The sequence below is a fragment of the Phenylobacterium sp. genome, assembly GCF_030679875.1.
Classification (GTDB): Bacteria; Pseudomonadota; Alphaproteobacteria; order Caulobacterales; family Caulobacteraceae; genus Phenylobacterium.
The window spans coordinates 31,706-48,207 of sequence record NZ_JAUXSP010000005.1 but is presented as its reverse complement, the minus strand read 5'-3'; the positions used below and the strand labels follow the sequence as shown (position 1 = coordinate 48,207).

Genomic DNA, 16,502 nt, shown 5'->3' with positions numbered 1-16,502 from the left:
CCATTCCCGCCTCTGCTACCCTGTCGACTGCTCGGCCCGAGCTGCCGCGCCCACGTGGCGCGGATCAGACCTTCAGGCTGAAGCATCACTGCCGATTGCAGGGGCTTATCCATGATGTGCGCCAGTGACCCGTCGGAGAGACCGGGCCTCTGCTTTCGCGCCCGCGCCGTCACCAGGATCTACAACTCCGGCGCCGCGACCGTTCACGCGCTGCGCGGCGTGGATCTCGACCTGCCCGACGGCGAACTGGTGGTGGTGCTCGGCGCCTCTGGGAGCGGCAAGTCGACTTTTCTCAACATCCTCGGTGGGCTGGACACGCCGACCAGCGGGGAGGTTCTGTTCCGGGGCGTCGACATAAGCCGGGCCGATCAGCGCCAACTGACAGAGTATCGCCGGCGGCACGTCGGGTTCGTCTTCCAATTCTACAATTTGATGGCGAGCCTGACCGCGCGGGAGAATGTCGCCCTCGTCACCGAAATCGCCGAGGCTCCTCTCACGCCGGAAGCGGCCCTGGCCATGGTTGGCCTTGAAAACCGGCTGGATCACTTTCCCGCACAGCTGTCTGGCGGCGAGCAACAGCGCGTGGCGATTGCTCGCGCTGTGGCCAAGCAACCGTCCGTCCTGCTGTGCGACGAGCCCACAGGCGCACTGGACTCTGCGACGGGCGTGCGGGTGCTAGAGGCGCTCAAGACCGTCAACGACAGCCTAGGCGCCACGACCCTACTGATCACCCACAACGCCGCGATCGCGGCAATCGCCGACCGCGTGGTGATATTCGCCGACGGGCGGGTGCGCGAGGTGCGCAAGAACGCCGACAAGCGGCTGCCCGGAGAGATTTCCTGGTGAACAGCCTGCCGAGATGGATGGGGGCGCTAGACCGCAAGCTGGTGCGAGAGCTCTGGCGCATGAAGATTCAGGCGCTCGCCATCGCCTTCGTTATCGCCGGAGGCGTCGCGGTCCATTTGCTGGCCGCCGGAATGTTGAGTTCGCTGCAGGAGACCCGGCGCACCTACTACGAACGCTATCTGTTTGCTGACATCTGGGCGCCCACGGTGCGTGCGCCGCAGCACCTGATCGCCGACATCAGGAGGATTGAGGGCGTCCAGGCCGCGACCACCCGCATCCGGGTTCCGGCCCTCTTCGCCATGGAAGGTATGAGCGCGCCGGCCACCGGGGAGGTGCTGTCGTTGCCGGACGTCGGAGAGGCGGCGGTCAATCGACTTCATCTGGTCCGCGGCCGTCTTCCGGCGCCGGGCCAGCGGAGCGAGGCGGTCGCCCTGCAGGCCTTCGCCGACGCGCACGGGCTCGAGATCGGCGACACGGTTCCAGCCACCCTCTATGGCGGTCGACGGCGTCTAACCGTAGTCGGGATCGCGCTGTCGCCGGAGCACGTCTACGCCATCGGCCCCGGCCAGTTCGTTCCCGATGACCGTCTGTTCGGCGTTCTCTGGATGCGCCGTGGCGCCCTGGCGCAGGCTGTCAATCAGGACGAGGCCTTCAACGAGGCGGTGGTGCGCCTCTCCCGCGACGCCTCGGAGCCAGCGGTCATCGCCGAGCTCGATCGCCTTCTGGAGCCCTATGGCGCGCCAGGGGCCTATGGCCGGGCGGACCAGATTTCGGACGCCTTCGTTTCCAGCGAGATCGACCAGCTGGCGACCATGGGACGGGTGCTTCCGCCCATCTTCCTGCTGGTGGCGGCCTTCCTGGTCAATGTTGTGGTTTCAAGGCTGATCGCTGTCCAGCGCGCCGGCATCGGCCTGTTGAAGGCCTTCGGCTACCGGGACCGCGACATCATCGGACACTATCTCAAGCTGGTCGCGGCAATCGCCGCGACGGGGGTTCTCATTGGGGGAACTGCGGGAATCTGGCTCGGCCGGAGCATGGCTGAGCTCTATATGGAATACTATCGCTTCCCCTTCCTGCTGTTTCAGGCGGACCCGGCTGACTACGCCACCGTAGTCGGCGTGGCGATGCTGACGGTGATGGGTGGCGCGGCCCTGGCGGTGCGGCGGGCCGCGGCCCTGAACCCGGCCGAAGCGATGACCCCCGCGCCACCGCCAGACTATTCCCGCACGGCCGGTGCTTGGATTACCCGGATTAAGGTCCTCGACCAGCAATCTCGCATGATCCTGCGCCAGATCGTCCGCTGGCCGTTGCGCGCCGCCCTGACCGTGGCCGGGATCGCGGCCTCGGGCGCCCTGCTCATCGGCACGATGTCAATGATGGACGGCATCGAGGTGATGATCGATTCCAGCTTCAACGTGTCGAACCCTCACGACGTCTCGGTGAGCTTCATCGAGCCCCGCTCGAGAGGGGCCTTGTTCAGCCTGGCCCGTGAGGACGGGGTGCTGGCGTCCGAGCCCTTTCGCGTCGTCCCCGTCCGGCTGCGCCACGGCGCGCGCGAGGAGCGGGTGGCGATCACCGGCGCGCCGCAAGACGGAACCCTGTCCAGGATGGTCGATCGGCACAATCGGCCAGTATGGCCGCATCCTGGCGGCCTGATCCTGTCTAGTGACCTTGCCGCCAAACTCCAGGTCAGGGCCGGCGACCTCGTGGAGGCGCAGGTCACCGAAGGCCGCCGTCCGTTGCTGTCCCTTCCCGTGGCGTCCGTCACCACCAGCTATATTGGCTCCCAGGCGCGAATGGAGTTGCAGGATCTGAACCGCGCGCTGGGAGAGGGAAGCCAGATCTCCGGCGTATGGCTGACCGTCGATGCTGATCGGACCGAGGCCCTCTATGCGCGCCTGAAGGAAACCCCTCAGATCGCTGGGGTGGGCCTCCAGGCTGAGGCCGCCAAGAAGCTGGCAGCCATGCTGGACGAAAACCTCGGCAGATCCATTTTGATCTTCGTCTTCTTCGCCAGCTTGATCGCCTCAGGCGTCGTCTACAATACGGTGCGTATCTCCTTTGCCGAGCGTCAGCGCGAATTGGCGTCGCTCCGTGTGCTCGGCTTCTCACGCGCCGACGTGTCTTACATCCTCCTCGGCGAAGTGGCCTTCCTGACGCTCCTCGCCTTGCCACTGGGCGCGGCGGCCGGGACGGGTCTGGCCTGGTATTTGGCCCACGCCATGAGTTCTGACCTGTTTCGCCTGCCGTTCGCCATCGCGCCTGCGACCTTCGGGGTGGCCGGGGCCGTGGTGGTGCTCATCACCGTCGTGGCGAGCCTGATGGTTCGGGCCCAGATCGACCGGCTCGATATGGCCGAAGCCCTAAAGACCGGAGAGTAGCGAAGTGAAAATCCCCCGGCCAATCGTTCGATTCCGGACATTGTTCTGGCTCGCCGCCGCCCTGACGCTGACGGCGGCGCTAGTTCTCACTTTCCGAACGCCGCCGGTGCAAGCGGACATCGGCGAGATCACCCGCGGGCCGCTCACAGTCGTGGTGCGCGACGAGGCCAAGACGCGAGCCCGGAATGTCTATGTGGTGTCGGCGCCGGTCTCGGGCCAATTGCTGCGCGTCGGGAATCGTGCCGGCGAACAGGTTGAGGCGGGAGCAGCGATCGCGTTTATCCAGCCGGCGCCAGCAACCTTCGTGGACGAACGGTCCCGCCAGGAAATCCGGGCCGGGGTCCGCTTGGCTGAAGCCGCCCTGGCGCTCGCGCACGCTGAGCTGGAAGGGGCCGAGGCCCGTCTGACCCATGCTCGTCTGGAAGCCAGCCGGAGCGAGACCCTGTTCGCTGCATCGGTCGCCTCGCGTAGCGCCGTTGATCGCGCTCGGCTCGACACTCGAACCGCCGCCGCGGCCGTCGGCAACGCCCGGGCGAGTGTTGATGTCCAGCAGGCGGCGCTCGAGGCGGCGCGGGTGCGTCTAATCGAACCGGTCGCCGCAAATTCCGGCGGCCGCGCGGTGACGATCCGGGCCCCGGTAGCCGGGCGAATTCTACGGGTGCTGCAGGAGAGTGAAACTGTGGTCACCCAGGGCGCTCCAGTGTTGGAGATCGGCGATCCAGGCGATCTTGAGGTGGTGGCCGAACTGCTGTCGAGCGACGCGGCGCGAATTTCGGAGGGGGCGACGGTCCTGATCGAAGCCTGGGGCGACGGCCCGCCGCTCCGGGGCCGCGTCCGAAAAGTCGAACCCTATGGCTTCCTCAAGGTCTCGGCCCTTGGTGTCGAGGAGCAGCGGGTCAATGTGATCATCGATCCTGTCGATCCGCCTGCCGCCTGGTCAGCGGTCGGCCACGGCTACCGGGTCGAGGCGGCGGTCACGGTCTGGAGCGCGGAGGCGGTGGTTCGAACGCCAGTGTCTGCGCTTTTTCGGCATCAGGGCCAATGGGCGGTGTTCAAGGCTGAGGGTGACCGAGCCCGTTTGCAGCCCGTCGAGATCGGCCAGAGCGATGGGGAACATGCCGAGGTTCACGCTGGGCTCGAGCCAGGAAATTGGGTGGTCCTCCATCCGGGGCGCTCCGTCTCGGACGGGACCCCGATCCGCGTGCGCCGGCCTGCGGCTGGCGCGGAGTGATGGCGGCAGATCTCCCCTTCGCCGGGAGATCTGACACCTGGCTCCTTGGAATGGGCTGGAAGCCCCAAACCCCTGCCCAGAAGGCTGTATCGACAGAAAATTGATGGACCTCAAGGCGCGGTCGAGAGGGCGGTCCACAGTTCCAGCCTCACAATTGAGGGGCGCCCGTCATGGCTCAGCCAAGACCACCGCCGCAGGCAGGCCGACCGAGCTACATCCGATCCTTTGGCGGCCTGGGGCTTGGAGACGTATCGCTGGTCGGCGGCAAGACCGCGTCCCTGGGGGAACTGCGCCAACTCCTGGGCTCAGGCCCCATCAGCGTGCCTGACGGATTTGCAATCACAGCCCACGCCTACCGCGACGCCCTGACAGCCGCCGGCGCCTGGCCTGACCTTAAGGCGCTGCTTTCCGGCTTTGACCCTTCTGATGTGGCTGAACTATCGCGGCGGGCGGCCCAAGCTCGCAAAATCGTCTACGCCGCGACCGGCGCCCCTGAGCTCCGCTCGCAGATTTCCGAGGCTTTTCGCGCCCTCGAGGCGGCCAATGGCGGACCGCTCAGCGTGGCTGTACGCAGTTCCGCCACGGCGGAAGACCTTCCCACCGCCAGCTTCGCGGGTCAGCATGACAGCTTTCTGCATTTGCGGAACGCAGATACTGTTGTCGAGGCCTGCCGACGCTGTTTTGCATCAATATTCACCGATCGCGCGATCGTCTACCGCCTGAACAATGGGTTTGATCACTTCAAGGTTTCGCTTTCCGTGGCTGTTATGACCATGGTCGGCTCCGACGAAGCATCGAGTGGCGTGATCTTTACCCTGGACCCTGAAAGCGGGTTCTCTGACGTTGTCCTCGTGACCGGGGCCTATGGCCTGGGTGAAGGCATCGTCCAGGGGCTCGTGGATCCGGACGAGTTCTATGTGCACAAGCCGACCTATCTGCAGGGACATCGGTCAGTCCTGAGCCGCCGACTCGGGGCCAAACAGGTTCGTTTGGCGTGGCGTGCAGGACGGGGTGGCGGATCAATCCGCTCGACTGCAACGCCAAGGATCGATCGTCGGCGGTTTTGTCTCCCGGACGCCGACGTGCTGGCCCTCGCCGGCGCTGCAATCGAGATCGAGGCTCACTATTCGAAGCAGGCCGGGCGACCGATGCCTATGGATATCGAGTGGGCGCAGGGGGAGGATGGACGGCTCTACATTGTTCAGGCGCGCCCTGAGACGGTGATCTCCCAGCGCGATCTGGACCAACTGATCAGCTACAGTTTGTCAGCACCAGGAAAGGTCCTGACGTCCGGCAAGGCTGTCGGCGAAAAGGTAGCCACCGGCGTGGTCCGGGTTGTTCGCACAGCTCAAGACATGGCGGCCTTCAAGCCTGGGGAGGTCCTCGTCGCGGCGTCGACCAGCCCGGACTGGGATCCCGTGATCAAGATCGCCGCCGCCGTGGTGACCGATCGCGGTGGCCGAACCTGTCACGCCGCTATTGTGGCGCGCGAATTGGGCGTGCCGGCGGTCGTGGGGACCAAGGACGCTACGGCGCAACTCACCGATGGTCAGATTGTCACGGTCTCATGCGCCGCGGGTGAAGATGGCTTTGTCTATGATGGCGAGGTGGCGTTCACGACCGAGCAGTTGTCGCTGGCTAGCCTGCCGAGGCCCCGAACTGATGTGATGCTCAATCTTGCCCGCCCTGATCTGGCGCTCAAGGCGGCTCAATTGCCGAGTGCGGGGGTGGGGCTGGCGCGGCTCGAGTTCATAATTGGCGAGCAGATCGGAATCCACCCCATGGCCGCGGCGCACCCCGAGCGCCTGACGCCAAAGGAGCGTGCCGCGATCACTCGCAGGCTCGGTGAGGACATCACCGCGGAGGACTATTTTGTACGGCGGCTCGCCGAAGGCGTAGGCCTCATCGCCGCGGCGTTCTACCCACGGCCCGTCATCGCGCGACTGTCCGATTTCAAGACCAACGAGTATGCGAAACTGCTCGGGGGGCGGGGCTTTGAGCCCCTGGAGGAAAACCCGATGATCGGGTTCCGTGGCGCGGCGCGCTACGCTCATCCGCTCTATGCCGATGGCTTCGCACTGGAATGCCGGGCGATGATGCGGGTACGGCGTGAGATGGGCCTCACGAACCTGAAGATCATGATCCCATTTTGCCGCAGAGTTGAAGAGGCGCGCACCGTCTTGGAAGCCATGGCTGGGCATGGCTTGGGCCGCGGCCAAGGCGACCTGCAGATCTATATGATGTGCGAAATCCCCAACAATGTGATTCAGATCGAGGCCTTCGCAGAATTTTTCGACGGCTTTTCAATTGGTTCCAATGACCTGACCCAACTGGTCCTCGGAGTGGACCGGGACTCAGAGGTGGTCGCTTTCGAGTTCGACGAGCGAGATCCAGGGGTTCTGGAAATGCTGCGCCAGGCCGTGACGGGCGCGCACGCCAGCCACCTACCGATTGGCATTTGCGGAGAGGCCCCAGCGAACTATTCGGAGGTGGCGGGTTTTCTGGTCAGCCTGGGGATCGACTCAATAAGCGTAACATCAGGGAGCCTGGCCAGGACACTTAGGGTGGTGTCCGACGCCGAGCTGGAGCGTCCCCCGACTTGAAGGCGAGATGAGAAGGATCAGGGCCGCCCCGAAGACTGCGGCTTCGGTCTTGCCGCCCCCCAAGCCGTCGCCATGCTGGCTCTCAGCGACTGCCCGCCGGTCCGGATCTCGTGCTCTCTGCCGGTTTCCATTCCGCCCGACGAGGACGCCCCGAGGTATCAGCCGCTGACCCGCGCGCCCATCCGCCTGGATGTGCGGGCGAGAACAAAACGTCGCGCCTTTAGTCATCAACTAAAAACTTAGCTTCGATTTCTAAAATTCTGTCAGAGAAACCTGATATCAATACCGTTCGCACTCAAATTTTGTCCAAATTTTTGTGCGCAAACTGCGCCTTGCTTTAGTTCGAGAAGCAATATTGGCGGCGACCGCGCTCTGGCGCAGGCCCCGAAATGCCACGCTGGGGATGATACGCCTGAGAATTTAGCTGCTGTCCGACAGGCTAGGGAAACGGAAATGACGTCTATTGTCCGCCGAATGTTTGGACAGCCCGCGCCGCTCTGGATGGATGACGAACCCATCCGCGCCGAGCTCTTCAGTGTCGAGCGGCTGGAAGATCATGCCGCAAGCCTCGCAAGGGCTCAGCCCATCGTCCCAGGGTTCGCCCGGGGGCGGCCGCTTTCCAGGCGGTTGGCGGAAAATGAAGTCGCCCTGGTCGCGGCCTATCGCGACATCGCCGGAACGGTGGCGCAGGGCGCAGCCATTACCCCGGCGGCGGAATGGCTGGTCGACAACTTCCACATTGTCGAAAAGCAGATTCGAGAAATCCGGCTGGATCTCCCCGTCGAATACTACAAGGAACTTCCGAAACTCGCCACTGGGCCCTTTGCGGGATATCCACGTGTATTCAGTATCGCATGGGCCTTTGTCGCCCATACTGACAGTCATTTCGACAAGGAAATGCTCTGCCGGTTTCTGACTTCCTATCAACGGGTTCAACCACTTACTATTGGAGAGCTCTGGGCCGTCGCCATCACGCTGCGCATCGTCCTGGTCGAGAACTTGCGGCGGATCGCGGAACGGGTGGTCGACAGCCGCCAGTCACGGGAAGAAGCCGACCGCTGCGCAGACCGCCTGCTTGGTGTCGCGGGGGAGGCGCCCCAGCCCACTCAGAAGGTGCTTGCCGCATTCGAGCGGGGGGCGTTGCGCGACGCCTTTGTCGTTCAACTGGTCATGCGCCTGCGTGATCAGGATGCCGCCGCCGCGGCCGCCCTGACATGGCTGGACGGGAGGATGTCACAACAGGGCGGCAGCGCTGACGCGGCGGTCCGCGACGAACAGCAGCGCCAGGTCAGCGCCAGCGTGACGGTGAGAAACATCGTCACCAGCATGCGGCTCATCTCTGATGTTGACTGGTCTGAATTGTTCGAGCGCTGCAGTCTCGTCGATGCGTCGCTGAGCAACGCCAGCGCCTTTGCCGACATGGATTTCCCGACCCGCAATCTATACCGCGACGCCATTGAGGATCTGGCGAGGGGATCCGATCTCAGCGAGATTGATGTCGCCCTTCGGGCGCTGCAAGTCGCACGCGCCGCTACGCATGACGTCCAGGCGGACGCCCGCCGCGCAGATCCAGGCTACCATCTCCTGGGTGGCGGACGGCCGGACATGGAGAAGGCGCTTGGCTACCGGCCGGAGCTATGGCGGCGGCCGGCGCGTTTTATCCGCAGTTTCGGGATTTCAGGCTACGTCGTCGTCGGCGGAATGGTTGCGCTGTTGCTGCTGGCGATCCCCCTTTTCCTGCTGGCCAGCATCGGGCTCGGCGGGTGGGCTCTAGCCTTGCTCACATTGCTGGGCGCCGTCCCTGCGATCGACGTTGCTGTGGCGCTGGTCAACCGGGGCCTTACTCAGGGCGTCCGCGCCCGGCCTTTGCCGGCGCTGGAACTCCGCAGCGGGGCGCCGTCGCGCCTGCGCACCCTGGTCGCCGTCCCCGTTCTGCTGACCAGTCACGACCTGGTTGAGGAACTGATCGAGCGGCTGGAAATCCACTACCTTGCGAGTTCCGAGGGACACCTCCACTTCGCCCTGCTGTCGGACTGGGCGGACTCAGCAAGCGTGGATCTGGAGGGCGACGAGGCGCTTCTTCTGGCGGCGCGAGAGGGGATCGCCAAGCTCAACACCAAGTATGGTCCCGCGCCTGGTGGCGATCGTTTCCTCCTGCTGCATCGTCGGCGGGTCTGGAGCAAGAGCGAACAGAGGTGGATGGGCTGGGAGCGCAAGCGGGGCAAGCTGCATGAGCTCAACCGGCTGCTGCGTGGCGCTCGGGACACGACATTCCTTGGGGTGAATGGGCATCCCCCCGTGGTCCCGCTCGGCGTGAAGTACGTCATCACCCTTGATGCTGACACGCGTCTTCCCCGCGACACGGTCCGTCGCTTGATCGGAAAGATGGCCCACCCCCTCAACCAGCCTAGGTTCGATCCGAACCTCGGACGCGTCGTCGAGGGCTATGCCATTCTCCAGCCGCGGGTGAGTCCCGACCTGCCTGCGGCTGGAAAGGTCACGCCTTTCCTGCGAGCATTTTCGAGCATGAGCGGCATCGATCCCTATGCCTCAGCGGTCTCGGATGTCTATCAGGACCTGTTTGGGGAAGGCTCCTACGCAGGCAAAGGCATCTATGAGATCGACTCCTTCGAGGCGGCCTTGCAAGGCCGCGTGCCTGAAGCCGCCCTACTCAGCCATGACCTCTTCGAGGGGATATTCGCCCGCGCGGGCCTCGCATCGGACGTAGAGGTCATTGAGGAGTTCCCGGCGCGCTACGATGCCGCCGCCATGCGGCATCACCGATGGGCGCGGGGCGACTGGCAACTGTTGCCCTGGATCATCGGGCGGGGCCCCCCCGGGTCCGCCAATGCGGGACATCGCGCAATTCCGGCGATTGGCCGCTGGAAGATGCTCGATAACCTCCGACGGTCGATGTCCGCCCCGAGCGCATTCGCTGCATTGGTCGCCGGCTGGACCCTGCCAGCAGGGGCGGCCTCGATCTGGACCCTCTTCATACTCGCAACGATCGTCCTGCCGACCCTTGCACCCATCTTTACCCTGGCCCCTCCCCGGATCGTGGGCATCTCGCCGCGCCGGCGGCTCCGGGCCCTGGCGGGCGATCTTCGGCGAGCCTTGATTCAATCGGCCTTGATCCTGACGCTTCTGGCTCACCAGGCCGCCCTGATGGCCGACGCGATCGGGCGGACCTTGTGGCGTCTCTATGTCACGCGCAGACGGCTCTTGGAGTGGTCACCCGCCGCACAAGCCGCGCACCTTCGCCAAAGCCCGGGGGCCTATGGTCACCGAATGGCGTCGGCTATCGTGCTGGCTGGCGTCGCCCTCATCCTGGCGCTGGCCAGTGGCCACGGAACCGTATTCCTGGCTGCGCCACTGGTGCTGCTATGGGCTGCCTCGCCGCGACTGGCCTTCGCCATCAGCCGCCCCCAGAAACTCGCCGAGGGCCTATCAGCGGTAGGCGGCGATGGGCCTGGGCTTCGACAGATCGCCCGCAGGACATGGCGGTTCTTTGAGACCTTCGTCACGGCGGAAGATCACATGCTGCCGCCGGACAATTTTCAGGACAATCCGGCCGCGGCGCTTGCCCGTCGGACGTCTCCCACAAACATCGGGCTCTACCTGCTGTCGGTCGCAACCGCGCGCCAGTTCGGGTGGATCGGCTTGCACGAGGCTGTGCAACGCCTGGAGGCCACGTTTGAAACCCTGGCCGAACTCCCTCGTTACCGTGGCCACTTCTACAACTGGTACGACACTGGCGACCTGAGGCCGCTTGAGCCGAAATACGTGTCTTCGGTCGATAGCGGCAATCTTGCCGGCCACCTCATCGCCCTGGCGAATATCTGTCGGCAATGGACAAGTCTGAACCCGTCGGACTCTGTGCGACTGGCCGGGATCGCCGACGCCTTTGCATTGACCCGTGAGGCTCTGCAGAGCCTCCGCGCGCCAGGGGACCGCCAGACCGTTGTGTGGCGCCAACTCGAAGAGGCCTCCGAAGGCCTTGTGAATTCGACACGCGCCATAGCGCCCGAGACGTCGCTCCTAGAGGTGTTGGCGGATCTGGGAGGCCGCACAGAAGCCTTGACCCAGCAAGCGCACGCTCTTGCCGTGGAACACGATGCTGCGGTGGATCTCGTGTTTTGGTCGGAAGCTGCGGCAAGGACGATCGCAGACCACCAGCGCGACCTCGCCGCCACAACCGAGGCCTCCGAAGCCCTGCATCTACGACTGGCTCACCTGGAGCAGACCGCCCGCGACATCGCTGTGGGAATGGAATTCGGCTTCCTGCTGGATCCCGACCGCATGCTGCTCTCGATCGGCTACAGGACTGCAGAAGGAGAGTTGGATCCCAGCTGTTACGATCTACTTGGGTCGGAGGCTCGCCTCGCGAGCTTCTTCGCGATCGCCAAGGGGGACGTTCCCGCCAAGCATTGGTTCCGGCTCGGTCGCGCCGTGACGCCTGCCGCCAAGGGCGCGGCGTTGATCTCCTGGTCGGGGTCTATGTTCGAGTACTTGATGCCGTCGCTGATCATGCGAGCCGCCGGCGGAAGCCTACTTGAGCAGACGAACCAACTAATTGTGCAAGAACAGATCGCCTACGGCGAACAGCTCGGCATTCCATGGGGCATATCGGAGTCCGCCTACAACGCTCGCGACCTTGAATTCACATATCAATACCTCAATTTTGGCGTCCCGACTCTTGGGCTGAAACGTGGACTGGCGACGCACAGCGTCGTGGCTCCATACGCGACTGCGCTGGCCGCCATGGTCCATCCCAGTGCGGCGGCTCGCAACTTCGAACGGCTGACAAGCCTGGGCGCGCTCGGTCGGTACGGCTTCTATGAGGCCGTCGACTTCACGCGAAGCCGCGTTCCCACGGACGATGATTTTGCCATCGTCGGGACGTTCATGGCCCACCACCAGGGCATGACGATCGTGGCCCTCGGAGAAGCGCTTCTTGGTGGGCCAATGCAGGCGAACTTCCATGCCGAGCCCATGGTGCAGGCTTCCGAGCTCCTGTTGCAGGAGCGCATGCCCCGAGACGTTCCCGAGCGCGCGCGATGGGCGGCTGAGGCCGCGCCCACTTCCCCGGTTCTTGAGCTCGAGGTCCTGGCCGGTCGGCGCGTGCTTGGCCCCTACGGCGCGGCGCCGGCCACTCACCTACTCTCCAACGGCCGCTATTCAGTGATGATGTCGGCGGCGGGATCCGGCTACAGCCGCTGGCGCGGGGTCGCCCTCACCCGCTGGCGGGAGGATGCGACATGCGACGACTGGGGCTCCTATGTCTTTCTTCGTGATGTGAAAACCGGCCACGTCTGGTCGACTGCCGCCCAGCCCTGCGGACAGGCGGCGGACGCCTACCATGCTGTGTTCAGCGAGGATCGCTGCGAGTTCGAGCGTCTCGATGGCAGTCTGAAGACGACGATGGAGGTGCTGATATCGGGGGAGGATGACGCCGAGGTGCGGCGTGTCTCGATCTGCAACCTCAGCTCCCTCTGGCGCGAGGTCGAAGTCACCTCCTATTCCGAGCTGGCGCTGGCCCCCCAGGCAGCGGACATCGCGCACCCGGCATTCTCGAAGCTGTTTGTCGAAACCGAGTACCTCGCCGGGCCAAGCGCGGTTCTGGCCACCCGTAGGCGCCGCTCGCGCGATGAGCCCGAAGTCTGGGCCGCGCACCTGTCTCTTGTGGAGGGGGAGGCGGTTGGACGAACCGAATTCGAAACCGATCGGGCACGCTTCATCGGCCGGGGGCGTGACATCCAGCGGCCGGTCGCGCTGGATGCTGGCCGGCCGCTCGCCGGCTCGACCGGGTTCGTGCTGGACCCCATCTTCTCCCTTCGCCGTCGTGTCAGAATAGCGCCAGGCGCCACCGCGCGCGTGACCTTCTGGACCATGGCCGCTTCGTCGCGGAAGGCGATTATCGATCTCGTCGACAAGCACCAAGATTCGGCAGCGTTCAATCGCGCCGCCGCCCTCGCCTGGACCCAGGCCCTCGTTCACCTGCACCACCTCGGCGTGGATCGCGGGGAAGCAAACCTGTTCCAGCGGCTGGCCAGCCACCTGATCTACGCGTCTCCCGCCCTGCGACCGCCATCGGAGCAGATCCTAGAAGGGCGCGCAGGGCAGCCGGAGTTGTGGCGTCTTGGTATCTCAGGCGATCTGCCGATCATGCTTCTGCGCATAGACAGCCTGGACAACCTGTCGGTGGCCCGCCAGTCCCTGCGAGCCTTCCAGTATTGGCGCACAAAACAGTTCGCCTGCGACCTGGTGATCCTCAACGAACACGGATCGTCCTATGTGCAGGATCTGCAGATCGCACTGGAGTCGCTCGTCCGTGCGAGCCAGTCGAGAGCCCAGACTGGAGACGAAGCCACCGCTGGCCGTGTTGTAATCTTGCGATCAGACATGCTTGCGCCAGAGATGAGCGCATTGCTGATGTCGGTCTCGCGCGTGGTGTTCTTCGCCCGCACAGGTTCCTTGGCGGATCAGATCGAGCGCGCCTCCGAGGACCGGTCCCTGCTGGAACGACCAGCGCGGCCGAGCCTGGCGACCACTGACGCCCTGCCGGCCCTGGTGATGCCGCAACTGGAACTGTTCAACGGACTGGGCGGCTTTGCGAAAGACGGTCAGGAATATGTCACGGTGCTCAGGCCAGGCGTGAGCACGCCAGCTCCCTGGATCAACGTCATAGCAAACCCGAGGTTCGGCTTTCAGGTCTCGGCTGAGGGCGCAGGATACACGTGGTCGGCCAACAGCCGTGAGCGCCAGCTTACCCCTTGGTCCAATGACCCCATCGCCAACCCTGCGGGCGAGGTCTTCTATCTGCGAGACGACGACACGGGAGACGTCTGGTCGCCGACAGCGACGCCCATTCGGGATGAGACATCGACCTATGTCGCTCGGCACGGCCATGGCTATAGCCAGTTCGACCTCGAAACACATGGCGTCGCCACAGAACTCTTGCAGTTCGTCCCCGCGACGGACCCGGTCAAGGTGACCCGACTCCGCCTGCACAACAGGTCAAACCGCGCGCGCCGGCTGACTGTGACAGCATATGTTGAGTGGACGCTGGGATCTGCGCGCACCATGGCGGCGCCACATACCGCGACGGAGTTTGACGAGGCCAGCGGGGCGATCTTTGCCCGCAACGCCTGGGCGCCGGCCTTTGCGGACAAGGTGGCCTTCATCGGGATGGAGGGTCAGACCGGCTGGACCGCCGATCGTCGAGAATTCATTGGTCGAAATGGATCGCTAGCTGCGCCGGCGGCCCTGGCCAAGGGGACGGCGCTCAGCGGGCGGGTCGGAGCGGGTCTGGATCCTTGCGCCGCTCTGCAGACTACAATTGAGCTATCGCCGGGAGAGAGCCGCGACGTGGTGGTTCTGTTGGGCGACGCTGACAGCGCGCACGCCGCCCGCGACCTCATCGGAACGTATCGAGCCGCAGAAGTCGATGCGGTCCTTTCGGAGGCCGTCGCCGTCTGGGACGACCTCTTGACGACGGTGCAGGTGAAAACCCCTGATCGGCCCCTGGACCTGATGCTCAATGGCTGGTTGCTTTATCAGACGCTTGCCTGCCGCATCTGGGCGCGTTCGGCCTTTTACCAGGCCAGCGGCGCCTATGGTTTCCGCGACCAGCTACAAGATGGCATGGCGCTGGCCGCCCTCCGGCCCGAACTGACCCGGGAGCACCTTCTGCGGGCGGCGGCGCGGCAGTTCATCGAGGGTGACGTCCAACACTGGTGGTTGCCCCACTCGGGCCAGGGCGTACGTACGCGGATCTCTGATGATCGCATCTGGCTGGCGTTCACCGCCGCGCACTACCTCCTGACCACGGAGGACGTCAGCCTTCTCGATGAACCCGTAACCTTCGTGGAAGGGGCCAGACTGGAGCCAGGAGAAGCGGAGAACTTCTTCCTGCCAGGGACCTCGGTAGAGACCGCAAGCTTCTACGAGCACTGCGCGCGCGCCCTCGACCAGAGCATGGAGCTCGGGGGCCACGGGCTGCCCCTCATCGGCGGGGGCGATTGGAACGACGGCATGAACAGGGTTGGCGAGCGAGGCTTGGGCGAGAGTGTCTGGCTCGGCTGGTTCCTCTATCGAACGATCAACGATTTCGCCCCCGTCGCAGAGTCCCGCGGGGATGACGCCCGGGCGGCGATTTGGCGGGCCCACGCCGCGAGTTTGTTGAAGGCCACGGAGCGGGAAGCCTGGGATGGCGATTGGTACCGCCGCGGCTGGTTCGACGACGGTACGCCCCTGGGTTCAGCCAGCAGAGAAGAGTGCCGGATCGACCAGATCGCCCAGTCCTGGGCCGTGCTATCAGGGGGGGCGATGCGGGACCGCGCGGTTCAGGCGATGGAAGCGGTGGACCGGGAGTTGATCCTGGACGAACCCCCCATGGCTTTGCTGTTCACGCCACCTTTCGACCACACGCCCCTCGACCCCGGCTATATCAAGGCCTATCCACCGGGCGTCCGCGAGAATGGCGGCCAATACACCCATGCCGCCGCCTGGGCGGTCATGGCCTACGCAGAACTTGGCGACGGCGACAGGGCGGCGGACTTGTTCGCCAAGCTAAATCCGATCAACCACGCGCGTACACGAGCCGAAGCCAACCTCTACAAGGTCGAGCCGTATGTGGCGGCCGCTGATGTCTATGCCGCGCCCGGCCATGTCGGCCGGGGAGGATGGACCTGGTACACAGGCTCTGCCGGGTGGCTTCACCGGGCGGGCCTTGAGTCAATTCTTGGGCTCCGCCGGGCCGGCGCCATACTCAAGATTGACCCCTGCATCCCCGGCTCTTGGCCCTTCTTCGAAGTGTCCGTGCGTCACGGCGCGGCGCGCTACGAGATCCGCGTTGAGAACCCAGCTGGCGTATGCCGGGGCGTGGTGGCGGCGGAACTGGACGGCGTCCCGATTGAGCTGCCGGTCAGACTGTCGCTGACGGACGATGGGCTTTCCCACAGTCTCCGCCTCGTATTGGGCGAACAGGACTCGACCTCGTCCATTGGCGCGGCGGGGAAAAAGCGCGTCCCTTCTTGATCAGGCGCAATTCGTGGAGATGGCTGGAGGCGTAAACTCCCGTTGCTGCTCCATGAATGAAACCTGGGAGGCGCCAATGCCAATGGCCCGATTCAAGGTGGTGAAGGAAGTCTACGGCTGGGCTGTGCGATCTGACGAAGGGATGATGTCTTCCTTCTGGTCGAAGGACTTGGCGCTGAGACATGCCAACAATTGCGCGGACATGCTCCGTCGGCACGGAGAGCAGGCGCAGGTTGACGTCGAGGACGCGTCTGTCGGATCGCCCCGACTCTAGAGCCGAAGCGCCAGAGCCTGTCACCTAACTCGGGCCGCCCCTGTGGTATCGGCATTGGCCCGATAGTCTACGCGGACGACAAGATCCGATAGGCCAATCCCTGGAAAGAGTCATCCAGGTTTTATCCC

5 protein-coding genes are annotated in these 16,502 nt (G+C 64.6%); all 5 read left to right on the top strand.

The genetic code is table 11. The features are described from left to right. Nucleotides 1–114 precede the first annotated feature (114 nt). The 5 genes from Q8K84_RS02925 (at nucleotide 115) to Q8K84_RS02905 (ending at nucleotide 16,100) form a co-directional block, all read left to right on the top strand. Complete coding sequence (locus Q8K84_RS02925; RefSeq protein WP_370867822.1) at nucleotides 115–846, top strand: ABC transporter ATP-binding protein; 732 nt, start codon at nucleotides 115–117, stop codon at nucleotides 844–846. Then, a complete protein-coding gene (locus Q8K84_RS02920) occupies nucleotides 843–3,227 on the top strand; it encodes an ABC transporter permease (RefSeq protein ID WP_305280545.1) in 2,385 nt (794 codons plus the stop codon). The genes Q8K84_RS02925 and Q8K84_RS02920 overlap by 4 nt, the downstream gene beginning before the upstream one ends. A gap of 40 nt (nucleotides 3,228–3,267) precedes the next feature. After that, complete coding sequence (locus Q8K84_RS02915) at nucleotides 3,268–4,458, top strand: efflux RND transporter periplasmic adaptor subunit (protein ID WP_305280543.1); 1,191 nt, start codon at nucleotides 3,268–3,270, stop codon at nucleotides 4,456–4,458. Between the two features lie 170 nt (nucleotides 4,459–4,628). Next, nucleotides 4,629–7,061: a phosphoenolpyruvate synthase gene (ppsA, locus tag Q8K84_RS02910; protein WP_305280541.1), complete on the top strand. Its 2,433-nt coding sequence runs from the start codon at nucleotides 4,629–4,631 to the stop codon at nucleotides 7,059–7,061. Between the two features lie 453 nt (nucleotides 7,062–7,514). After that, on the top strand, nucleotides 7,515–16,100 hold the full coding sequence (locus Q8K84_RS02905) for a GH36-type glycosyl hydrolase domain-containing protein (RefSeq protein ID WP_305280538.1): 8,586 nt from the start codon (nucleotides 7,515–7,517) through the stop codon (nucleotides 16,098–16,100). Nucleotides 16,101–16,502 lie beyond the last annotated feature (402 nt).

Excerpts from the sequence above, each read along its gene's own strand:
- Q8K84_RS02925 (WP_370867822.1), top strand. The coding sequence starts at position 115 with ATGTGCGCCAGTGACCCGTCGGAGAGACCGGGCCTCTGCTTTCGCGCC.
- Q8K84_RS02905 (WP_305280538.1), top strand. The coding sequence starts at position 7,515 with ATGACGTCTATTGTCCGCCGAATGTTTGGACAGCCCGCGCCGCTCTGG.
- ppsA (WP_305280541.1), top strand. The coding sequence starts at position 4,629 with ATGGCTCAGCCAAGACCACCGCCGCAGGCAGGCCGACCGAGCTACATC.